The sequence below is a fragment of the Pedobacter sp. 01N416 genome (assembly GCF_056399685.1).
This window is the reverse complement of sequence record NZ_JBFTRT010000328.1, coordinates 1-11,880: the sequence shown is the minus strand read 5'-3', so window position 1 is coordinate 11,880 and position 11,880 is coordinate 1. Positions and strand designations below refer to the sequence as shown.

Here is an 11,880-nt window from a genome sequence, read left to right as displayed (position 1 = left end):
GTCTAACAGAAGGGTATACACGCTAGAAGGATAGAAATATTCATAATTTTGACGGTAATACTTGTGATAGAGACTGATATTAGTACCATAAATAGCAAATAAACTATCTCCGGCATAACTTTTTACATAGTCCTCAAAAGATTGGGTATCGTTGGTTACCGGCATTTTCAAAAACATTTCGTTGCCATGGCCAATATCTTCACCTTTTGCTTTTTTATCTTTTAATTCCTGTTGCATTTTCAGCATACGCAGGTTCCCTTCACGACGTGATACAATGGCCTGATTATAAAGATCTTTGCTTAACCGATAAATCAGTTCATCTATGCCACTACGGGTTTCGATCTGTACTTTTTTAACAATAGCCGGAAGATGATCGAATTTTTTGATGTAACAGATCGTGTTTACAAAAACATCTTTGGCCTCATCTGTCATATAATCAGGAGAGCCTGCAAAACCCCACATAAAATAATTTCCTTGGCGACCTAATGCCACTGCTTCGGCATTTTTAAGACAAACGCCACCTGAAATAGATTCAGCATCTGGCGAATCGTTAAATCCTTCGCCGTGCGAAACCATGCCGATTAGATAAGGTTCTTTGGAAGAAAAGCCTTGCTTTACCACCTGCCACCTATTCATTTCTTTGGGTGTACCAACTCCCTGATGACCATTAAAAAAAGAACCAGGCGTGGGTTTTTTCACCATAGTTAATTTTACAGCATTTGGGGTATTAAAAATGGGATGATCGGTTCTGATGTTCAAGGCTTCGTCATCCAGACACTGGCAGTACCAGTCGAACTTTAAACCTAAAGGTAAACCCACATTGGGTGCCATGGCGTGCATTAAAACCATTGGGCGACTAAATTTTGCGGGCATGTTAACAGGGCCGGCATCCATTAAGGTTACATCTACCTCATCAGACATTTCTACCTTATAATCAGCCACATCTATTACTTTAACCTCGGTAAAGCGCTGTTCCAAAAAGGTTTTAAAATCTGCCATTCTGGTTTTGTATATTTTTTCGACAACAGCTGGTGTAGTTGAATAATAAACTACATTTTTCGGCATTGGTTTATCGGGATTATATCCAACATACAAAACCTTCAATACAATTTTCTCCCGATATTTCGCAGTTCCAAAAGTGAGCAGCGAAACCAGCATCAGGCATGCCGTTAGCATCTTTTTCATCATCTATATTTTATCAACCAATAACTAATTGAATATTTCAGCAAGCTTTTTGTTCAAAGGTTCACCACGCAAGCCATTACCGATAATTTTACCCTGCGCATCTACCAGAAAACTTGCAGGTACTGCGCGTACACCATATAAACGGCCTACTTCATTGTTCCATCCTTTCAGGTCAGAAACATGAATCCAGTCTAAACCATCTTTTTCAATCGCTTCTAACCAGCGTTCTTTTACATTATCCAATGAAACCGAAATAATTTCGAAGCCTTTATCTTTATAGGTTTGATATTGTTTTACCAGGTTCGGATTTTCGGCCCTGCAGGGACCGCACCAGCTTGCCCAAAACTCAACCAGTACCACTTTTCCTTTTAAACTGGCTAACGAAACTGGCTTGCCTACCACATTGTTCTGTGTAAAAAGCGGCGCAACATTTCCAACAGCAGTAATGCCACTTGCGGCAATACGCTGAGCGAGTTCTTTTCCCATATCGGTTTCACGGTACGCTTTGTTCAAGGCAATAAAAAGCGGTTCAACTTTGGCTACATCAACCTTACTTCCGGCAGCTTCTGAAAGTGCTACCAAAGCGAAATATGAATTTGGGTGTTCTTTAGCAAATTGAAATTGTTTATCGGTTCTGTTCTGGATGTTTTTTCTGAAGCGCAGGTCTACTGCTTTCATGTAAGCGGTATCTTTTTGCTGCTCGGGTGTGCCACGGTTAAAATCTATATTAACGGCTTTGGTAAGTGCCATAATGGTACCACCAATAGCTTTGTTATAGGCATCATATTCCTGGTAAACTTTCGAACCACTAAAAACAGCGTTTTCCAAAGAATCCTTTGAAGTGATCGTTACCTGTTCCTTACCAAAATAAAAGTAAATAACATCTCCGGTATAAACTGCCTTACCTTTACCGCCACCAGTATGATCGAGTGCCATACGGGCGTAGGCATTACCAGAAATATGTCCGGCAAACTTGAAACTTCCGTTAACAAGCGCTACTGAATCTTCGTGACTTACACCATTGTCCATGTAATCGATATAGGCTTTCGCTGGTGCTCCCAATGTGCCTATTTTACCTGTTAAACTAAAATTCGGCGCTTGTGCCCAGCTTAAAACTGGTAACAAAATGGCCAATACTGCTAATTTTATGATTTTCATTTGTATGTTTCTTTATGTTTAAATAAGTTCCACGCTCAGATTTAAGCCCAAGCGTGGAACAGCATTATTTTCTGATCGCGATATCAACCGGAGCGCCGGGAATTCCTTCGATCTTTTTAATGAGTACACCATTCATTCCTGTAGCTATATTTAGAAATGAAACGGTTTCTTCTGTTCCTACCATCAATGTTTCTTCGTCTTCAGTAAGTTTTAGCATCGTAATCGATTTACCACTAAAGCTAGTAACAAGCTCCATAAGCTCTTCATTTACAGGATTATACCGATACACTTTACTACCATTGGCAATATAGATTACCCCATTTTTAGCACCACTCCATTTTGTATTTTCGTTAATTAACTCCTGGCGTACAAAAAGACGCTTATGTTGAGGGGTAAAGGTAAACGGCCCGTTAAACTGAACATTGAACTTTAATTCATAAATCTTTCCATCGGTTCCCTTACTATAGGCAAAACAATCTGCGTTATTAAGTTGCTCCAAATGAATAAGATCCATACCTACATTTAATGGATCGAAAGCATTTGTTGTGGTAACCGAGTATTGAGTACCAAAATAAACAGGCGCTCCATAAAGATTGATCCTGACAAATTGCTTTCTGTTTTTGTCGAAGCCAATAAAATAGGTAGCCGATTGCGTAAAGCTCATTACAAAAGACGGGGCCAATTCGTAATCACCATCAGCAGGTAAGCCGAACATTCCATAAGTAGCAGCCTGATCCCATGTGCTCGTTGTTCCACCATAAAACTTACCATTTACAACGCCCATCATTACCCCTTGAGGATGCGAGATCAGTGAACCAACCTCAAGATTATCCGGTTGCGTAAAGAAGTTATCCTTAAGTGTATTTGGGTATTTTGGATCTTCCTGCATGGTATTGGGCTCCAACCTGATTCCGCCATTTTTTGTAATAATCCAATACCCTAACATTGTGCCGCCCGTAAATGCATTCCTAAGCAGAAATAAATTTGTAGGGTTTGCAGGCAAATCTTTCCCCTGCATTGCCCTGTATAAACGGGCCTTTACACTACCGTCCGGTTTTACAAATGAAAACTGTGTTATTCCATTTTCGACACTCAATACCGTTGTACCACTGGCAAACTCGGTTCCCCCGTCTATGTAAAACTTATGGAAATATTTCATTCCATTTGCTTTGTTGAACACTGTAAGACGGGCAGCGTATCTTTTAGCCTGCAAACCAAATATGATTCTTAAAGCTGGTCCGGTATAAAGAACGTCATTCCCTTCCATTACACTGCAATTACATAGCCTTTTGCTTCATTTTTAGTTACCCAATTAAATGGATTATTTAGCATAGTGGTTAATAAACCTATATAATAGAGGTTTTTTGGTGCGTCCAGTCCATCGGTAGTAAGGGAGGTTTGCCCGGTTACCAGAATAAACAACTCGTGTTTGGTTCTCGAATAAGGAGGAAGCGGCCAGGTATCCCACCAATTTGGTTTTTCCAGTTTGGAGGAGAACACCACTTTTGCCCTGATCAGATATGGGTTTTCGATGCCCAGATCTGGTGTACCGGTTAATTTGATGAGTATGGAAACCGATCTGTTTTCAAGTTCCTTATCCTTATTATAAATAACCACAGGAATGTATCCTAATCCTTTATTAGGAAGGATTGAATATTGAGTTTTCAAAGCTTCGTAATGAATTCCGAGAGTTGCCGTAGAAGAATCAGCATCTACCCGTGCACTAAATTTCCGCTCTACATCTGCTCTGATTCCGGATAAACGTACAGGTAGCCACACGGTATCCTGGGCCAGTGTAGGATTATAGGCAAAGGTTCTTACTATACTGTCTTTATCACCATTATAAATGTCGAAATAGACATTAGCACTGTGATCAAAACGCATTTCTTCTGCTTTCTTGCATGAAACAAGGCAGATAATTGCGAATATTAATATATATATTTTCATAATTTGCTATTAATAGAATTTCAAATTGTTTTATCTGCCACCATAAACAATCTCATCGTTAGGAAGAGGAAGTACGAAAATGTTATCGGAAGCAGGAATGGTTACACCAGTTTGCCCTACTATACCTCTATTAAGCCGCTTATACATATAGAATAACTGGCCTTCGGCTAACCATTCTTTACGGGCATCTTTAAGCAGTTCTTTTAATAAATCTTCTTCGTTGTTTATGGTCAAAGGGTCACCTATTTGCCTCGCTTCACGAACCTGTGTAAGGTAATTGACCGCGGTTGTGGGATTATTTGCATATGAACACTCGGCAGCGATGTAATACATCTCACTAAGCCTGATTGCAGGAGCCATCAGATAATGTAAATTTGCGCCTGTTTCAGCACTTAAGGGGTTTCTGCGGTATTTAACGATATCGTAAGACCTTGACGATTGGCTGGAAGTAGCCGATAACCAGTATTTATAACGGGAATCACTCGCTCCGGCTGTTGCCTTTTCGTAAATATAATCTGCGGCATCCTCAATCAAGTAAAAACCCCTAGTGCCACTTTGAAACCAATTGTCTTTTATTTCTTTTGCAGCACCTGGAATGTACCATCCAAAAACGAGTTCCTTATAAAGAATACGATCTTTTTTCGAATCTTCGAATGCCTCAAAATCACTTTTTGCTGTCCATGGGAATTTTTTCGAGTCAATAACCTCCTTAGCGTTAAGTAAGGCCTTAACCTTATCATTTTTATAAAGGTAAACCCGGGCAAGCGTTCCGCATACAGCATAATAATTTAAACGATGCCTTCTGTTCTGTAAGAAAAGACTTGGGTTTTTCTCTTCTGTATTTTTCAGCGTATCGGTTACTAAGGGATAATTCACCATATAACTGGCACTCCGAATCGGATCTACAACCAATAATTGTTTCGACTCTTCCAGATCTTTGATGATCAAATCAAGGGTTTCTGATACGTTAGCAACGGGAGTAATCTCTTTCGTGTATTTATTAGCATATGGAATTCCTTTTGCAGAGGGGTTTCTCAAATAAGAAGGCGCAAAAAGACGCAACAGGTCGAAATGCAAGTATGCTCTTAAGGCAAGTGCTTCTCCTTTGACAATGGAATAATTGGCGCCACTAAAAATGCTCCTTTTTGCATCTACATTTTCAAGGATCAGGTTACAGTTTACAATGGCATTGTATAAACCGGCCCATATTTTATCCTTGCGCTTGATAAACTCTCCATGTTTATAATTGTACAATGAGGTCTGTCTGTAATCCTGTCCGTCATCACGCATCGAAAAATTTTGGGCCAGCACCTCTGTTGTGCCAAATGTGAGTTCTTTACCGTACAGATCTGATTCTGTACTACGGTTATATACGCCGTTTATGGCTTCCATAAAGCCATTTTCTGTACTGAATAAAATTGGAGCAGCAATTTCTGATTCCGGCTCAACTTCCAGCCATTTCTTGCAGGAACTCAATAACCCTGTTATCAAGACAAGGCATATTAACAATCTAATTTTCATGTTCTTATATTTTAAATCTGTTCATTAATAGCTTAAAAAGCTGCTCTAACAGAAAAGGTTAAACTCCTCGTAAACGGATAATTAATGCCTCTTTCTTCTTTTACTGATGACCAGCGCACTACATCATTGGCCGTTATCTGAAACATGAGACTCGACATCGATAATTTAGATGCGATTTTTTTATTCATATCATAAGAAAGGTTTACTGATTGAAGATTGATCAGATTATCTGGCTGTATAAATCTCGAGCTTACATCAGTCTCGCCATTATCCGCTATATTTTTATAAAAAGAGAGGTCGCCAGACTGCTTCCACTTTTCTTCGAATACACGCTTATCAACATTATATTTTGGATCAGCATTTTCAACACGCTCTACCAGTGTCAGGTTATATTTGTCGCCACCGAAAAAAGTTTGAAACTGTACATACAGACTAAATCTTTTGTAGTTAACCGTTCCACCAAAGTAACCGCTCACTTTAGGATTAGGATCGCCAATTACAACATAATCTCTCTTATCGTAGTCGTATGTAAGTGTACCATCTTTTTTCAGGTATAATTCACGTCCGTTTTCCGGATCTATGCCTAGCGAGCGAACGCCATAAATGGCATTAAAAGGTTGCCCTTCGCTAAATCTAAGTAAGGGAATGCCCCTGTAACCACCATCTCCTGGTTTTACCGACTGCAATTCGTCTGCCCTGTCATTGTATTTTTTTAATGCGTTGGAGATTCTCACCACTTTGTTTTTGTTGGAAACCATACTTGCATTCAGGTTTACCGACCAGTCTTTACTTCTTACTGCATCTATGGTTAGCCCCAGCTCAGCGCCTTTGTTCTCCATGTCGCCAAGGTTTTCCTTATAAGACAGAAATCCTGTTGATGGCGGTAATGTAATATCGGCCAGAATATCTTTGGTAAACTTCTTATATATTCTCGGCGTAATCATTACACGATCTTTAAACAGACCGATATCGATACCAATATCCGTCATCCTCGTTTTTTGCCACCCAAGGTTATCATTTCCATAACTGTTTACTCCGGCACCAATACCAGATGAATACCAGTTTCCTGTATTATATTTATAAATKGTTTTTGATAAGTAAGGATCGAACTCTACCGAACCGGTGAGACCCGTAGAGGCTTTTATTCTAAGTTGGCTAATTACAGGATTACCTTGCAGAAATTCCTCCTGGTGTACATTCCATCCTAAGCCGAACGACCAAAAAGGAGCCAGTTTATTGTTCACTCCGAATTTTGAAGAACCATCAATACGAACGGTTCCATCCATAAGGTAGCGGTTTTTATAGGAGTAGTTCATCGTAAAGAAAGAACCAAAAAGTCGTGCTTTTTCGAGCCTGCTTTGCGGTTTTCCATCTTCAGCGTACCCCTTGGCAAATCCTATGCTCGTAAAACGATCATTAGCAAATCCGATAGCGGTAAATTCTTTTTGATCGCGCAGCTCTGTACGGGCATTTACACCTACTAATGCGTTAAAATAATTGCCACCAATCTGCTTTAGCCAGGTTAACCTGATATTACTATCCCAATAGGTTTCTTTCATTTCCCTATTCATGTATTCGCCCTTTTCATCTATTTTATCTGTTGTGTACAGGTAATATTTATTTGCTAGTGGAGAGGTGAATATGTCATCAGAATTTGACCGTGTGGTTACGCTCATTTGAGCCCTTAACCGAAGGTTGTTCGCCACCTCTACATCAGCAGAAAGGTTATCAATAATTTCGGTGTACTTCGATTTGTTGAAACTGCTTAAGCCAGCATCGAACAGCGGATTAAAAACATATTCTCTCGATCGATCTTGTTTTTCATATATATCAGAAATCCTCATCGTCATGCCATTGGCATCTTGCAATGGGTAATAAGGATTCATCCGTACATAATTAGAAAAATCGCCATATGGAGATTCGGTAGCGCCTACTTGTGTTATGGATAATTCATTTCTGAACTGAATTTTCTTTACATTATACTGAAAACTCATTCCTCCTGAATATTGGTCCCTTTCCGATCCTTTCATTGCTCCGGGCCTGGTTTGGTAACGAAGGTTTACATTGTACCGAAATGCTTGTGAACCTCCATCTAAATTTACAGCATGTTTATGCCCTATGGTATTACGCAGGGGTTGCGATAGCCAATAACTGTTAACACCACCAACAACATTGGCTTTTTTATGGTAATAGATTTCATCGAGCTGATCTTGAGATACCTGTTGTTTCGAAGAATTATATAATCCTGCCAAAACTTCATAATCTAGTTTTTCAGCTGCATTTAACACCTGATAATCAGTTAGATCTGCAGCGGTAAGATTCAATTCGTAGTTGTATTCTATCCTTAGTTTCCCTTCTAAAGGTATTTTAGTCGTTATCACAATTACACCATTGGCCGCGCGTGAACCATAAATTGCCGTTGCAGCCGCATCTTTTAATGAGGTAACCGATGCAATTCTATTCACATCCAGATCAAATACTTTCTGCACGCTTACTTCATATCCGTCAAGCATAAAAACAGGCATGTTCGCTGTTCCAAGAATATCATCTCTTCTCAGCACCTGCCCATCGCCGCTTGGCAGTGCAGAAGCTCCTCTAACATTGATAGAAGGAATTCTGTTGGGATTAGAGCCTGCAAGATTATTATCTATCAGTTTAAATGAAGGATCGAATGTTCCGATACTTTGAAGCAAACTCTGTGGGTTTACCCTTCTCAGCTGATCTCCGGATATCGTAATCGCATTACCGGTATAGTTATCTTTTTTAATCGTTTGATAACCCGTTACCACTACATCGTTCATTTGGGTCATCTTAGAGACAAGCTTAACGTTTAACGTTTTAGTACCTGTAACCTTGGTTTCAAACAAGTCGTAGCCCACATAACTAAAAACCAAAATGCTTCCTTCATCAACATTTACTTTGAATTCGCCTTTATCGTTGGTAATGCCTACGCTTGCACCATTTTTAATGGAAATATTAACGCCCGGAATGGTTTCTCCTGTAGCTTTATCAGCAACAACACCTTTTACTTCAATTTTGGCGTTAACAACTGCGGTTGGCGCCGGTAAATCCTCTTTACCGCTGATTACGACAGTTTTGTTAACAATATTAAAACTGAGGTTCTGATCTTTTAAAGCGGCATTTAACGCCTCGGTTAGCGAAGCCTTCATTCTTTACCCTCCGCATGTCGCACACGGGGTTGTAAAGGGTAGTTAATTTCATACCTTTGTAATGAATGAGGTTAAAAAATAGCAGCTGGGTTTCGAAGCAAGCTGCTTGTCCAAATTTCTACCGGAAGCGTTATCGCGCTTTCGGTTTTTTTTAAGGTAGGATGCTAAATTTCTGGTAGTTTTTTCATCATAAAGTTTAGTTAGTTCGTGAATTGGTTGGTTGATTTCTCGGCTGTTTAAAGAAAAGCCATTCTTGTTTAATTTCTAGTTACAGTGAGCACCTTGCCTTTTGCATCAATATGAACGTGATTAAGTTCTAATATTTTAAATACCTCTGCCAGGTTGCTATTTCTCGGAATTTCGCCTACATATTTTTCTGTTGAAATTTTGCCCTGATAAACTACATCTACATCGTACCAACGCGAAATTTGCCGCATAATGCTTTGGAGATCATCATTATCAAAAGAGAAAATATTATTCTTCCAGGCCATTTCTTTATCAATATCAATTTCCTGATCGACAATTAATTTAGCCGTGTTTATATTTAATTTCGATTGTTCTCCCGGGTGCAGATTTACACTACCAGAGGCATTGCTCACTTTTACAGCACCTTCTAAAAGCGTGGTTTTAACAGCGGCTTCATCATTATAGGCATTAATATTAAAATGAGTACCCAAAACTTCTACCGTCTGGCCCTCTGTTTTTACCCTAAAAGGGCGGGTATGGTCTTTTGAAACCTCAAAGTAGGCTTCTCCATTAAGTTCTACTACTCTTTCGTTTTTAGCAAAGGCATAAGGGTATTTTAAGGTCGTGGCTGCATTAAGCCAAACTTTTGTACCATCGGGCAGGCTTACCTGGTATTGTCCGCCGCGGGGCGTGCTAATCGTATTGGAGCCTGTAACTGATGCATTTGGGATTTCTTTAATGATGTATTCGAGCTGGCCGTTTTTTGCCTTACGGATTTCGATACCGTTTTGGCTCGCAATCTGACCGTTTTTAGCATCATCCAGATTTACCACCGTTCCATCGGCTAGTGTTAACATAGCTTTATTTCCACCTGGAAGAATATCTTTTAATTCGGTTTTAGCTGTTAATGGCAAAGTATTACGACCTGCCATAAAATAGAGTCCTACGCTAAAGCATAAAATAATACTGGCAGCTATCGCTATGCGCTTAACCGTGACCAATTTTACAGATCTTCTTCCTGGGCTTAACCGGTTCCATACTTCTTCTTTACTGGTTTCAATGAGCAAGTGGTCAGGAGCCTCTTTTTCGAAAGGCAACTGAAGGTACCATGCTTCTACAATAGCAATTTCTTCTGGCGTACAATGGCCTGCACGGTATTTATCTAAAAGCTTTTTTGCATTTTTCTCCATTAAAAAGAAATCTAGTTTGGTTGATTATTATATATACGGCGAAGCTATAGCCTTGGGGGTATCAAAAAATTATTTTTTTTTTAATAATTTGATTCAACACCCATTTAAAAGAAAAAAAATCGAATTTAAATTACAACCACAGTGGCTAACTATAGGTTTTTAACAAGAAAACAACATAAACTGCTACCCCAAGCCGAGTTTTAAGGATTCGTAGTGCTTTTTTAACCTGCGTTTTAACAGTTAACTCAGAAAGCCCTAATTCGACCGCTATTTCTTTATGCGATTTATTCTCTTTACGGCTTAATATAAATATTTCGCGCATTTTTGGCGGCAAAGCATCAATTTCCTGCTCAATTAATAGCGCCATCTGCTTTTCGCGCACCATATAGTCAGTTAACACATGATCTTGATCTATAAAATCCTGCAAGGAATCAACGTATTTGCTTTCTACTTTTTGATGCGCAAACACATCCAGTACACGGTTACGCACTGCTGTATATAAATATGCTGATAAATTACCATCAGGCGCTACCTGTAAACGTTTAACCCAAAGCGATTCGAACAACTGGTGTAATACATCCTTTGCTTCTTCATCGTCATTTAAGCGTTTATTGGCATGGATAAAAAGCAGGCCATAAAAGCGGTTATAAATTTCGGTAAACGCCAACTCATCACCTTGAGTTAACAAGAATGCCAATTCGCTATCAGAATATGAACCGTAAACACGCATAGAGATAACACAAAGATAATATAAATACAATCGGTTTCACTGGCTTGTATCGAGTCTTATCTTACTTATCTCTTGACATTTGCAATTTTTTACATAAATCGGCGTATTTTGCGCCCTAAAAAGAAAAACAAGCAGTTTTTAAAGCCTTTGTCATTAAAAAAAGACCAAAATAGATACAATTAGTTATTATTAGGTTTCAATTGACGAGATTCCGACAGCTAAATTATGCGTTTTCAACCACAGATGCACACAGATAAACAGGGATTTATAACTGCCAATAAACCTGACATACAAGCCTTAAACTTCGCGGCTTAATATTGCTGCATACGCTACCAGTACAATACAGATAAATGAGGCAATGGTTCTGATCCGATGGAATAAATTCCAGCTGGGCTCAAATTTTTCTCGCAATGCAGTGAGGTCTGTTGCACCAAGTCTACTCAGGTCTGCCCCATCCAAAAGGTTGTTAAGGGGGACATTACCAATGATGGTGACCAGAAAAACACCGCCAAAGTATAATAAGGTTGCCGCTAAAAGCAGGTAAAATACCATAGCTTGTTCTCTAAAAAACCAAACACTTATGGGTAATATGACTAGCGTACCCATAAAAGAAATAAAAAACAACGGATTTAAAATAGCCCGGTTGATTGATTGCATGGCTTGTAAAAAAGAAGCATCAGAAAGACGTGCAAGGCCTGGAATAACCGAACAAGAGTACGCATAAAAAAGACCACCAATAAGTGCAGTAGAAACTGTACTCAACAAAAGAACCAAGGTTTTGAAATTCATAAAC

General features: G+C 39.2%; 9 protein-coding genes. All 9 read right to left on the bottom strand.

The features are described from left to right. A partial coding sequence (locus AC1DND_RS17655) for a hypothetical protein (protein WP_477583592.1) occupies positions 1–1,185 on the bottom strand: 1,185 nt, incomplete at its 3' end. Between the two features lie 24 nt (positions 1,186–1,209). Next, a complete protein-coding gene (locus tag AC1DND_RS17650; RefSeq protein WP_477583590.1) occupies positions 1,210–2,343 on the bottom strand; it encodes a redoxin domain-containing protein in 1,134 nt (377 codons plus the stop codon). Positions 2,344–2,407: 64 nt separating this feature from the next. Then, entirely contained in the window at positions 2,408–3,610 is a 1,203-nt protein-coding gene (locus AC1DND_RS17645) for a hypothetical protein (RefSeq protein WP_477583589.1), read from the bottom strand. Then, on the bottom strand, positions 3,610–4,290 hold the full coding sequence (locus AC1DND_RS17640) for a DUF4843 domain-containing protein (RefSeq protein ID WP_477583587.1): 681 nt from the start codon (positions 4,288–4,290) through the stop codon (positions 3,610–3,612). The genes AC1DND_RS17645 and AC1DND_RS17640 overlap by 1 nt, the downstream gene beginning before the upstream one ends. 30 nt (positions 4,291–4,320) lie before the next feature. Continuing rightward, positions 4,321–5,811 carry a RagB/SusD family nutrient uptake outer membrane protein gene (locus tag AC1DND_RS17635; RefSeq protein ID WP_477583585.1) on the bottom strand — a complete coding sequence of 497 codons (1,491 nt, stop codon included), beginning with the start codon at positions 5,809–5,811 and terminating at the stop codon, positions 4,321–4,323. 32 nt (positions 5,812–5,843) lie between these two features. Further along, positions 5,844–8,981 (bottom strand): SusC/RagA family TonB-linked outer membrane protein, encoded by a 3,138-nt coding sequence (locus tag AC1DND_RS17630; protein WP_477583584.1) that lies wholly within the window; start codon positions 8,979–8,981, stop codon positions 5,844–5,846. A 257-nt stretch (positions 8,982–9,238) separates the two neighbouring features. Then, positions 9,239–10,357 (bottom strand): FecR family protein, encoded by a 1,119-nt coding sequence (locus tag AC1DND_RS17625; protein ID WP_477583582.1) that lies wholly within the window; start codon positions 10,355–10,357, stop codon positions 9,239–9,241. Positions 10,358–10,502: 145 nt separating this feature from the next. Beyond that, on the bottom strand, positions 10,503–11,087 hold the full coding sequence (locus AC1DND_RS17620; protein WP_477583580.1) for an RNA polymerase sigma factor: 585 nt from the start codon (positions 11,085–11,087) through the stop codon (positions 10,503–10,505). Positions 11,088–11,384: 297 nt separating this feature from the next. Next, the coding region (locus AC1DND_RS17615) for an anthrone oxygenase family protein (RefSeq protein ID WP_477583579.1) at positions 11,385–11,880 on the bottom strand (496 nt) is incomplete at its 5' end.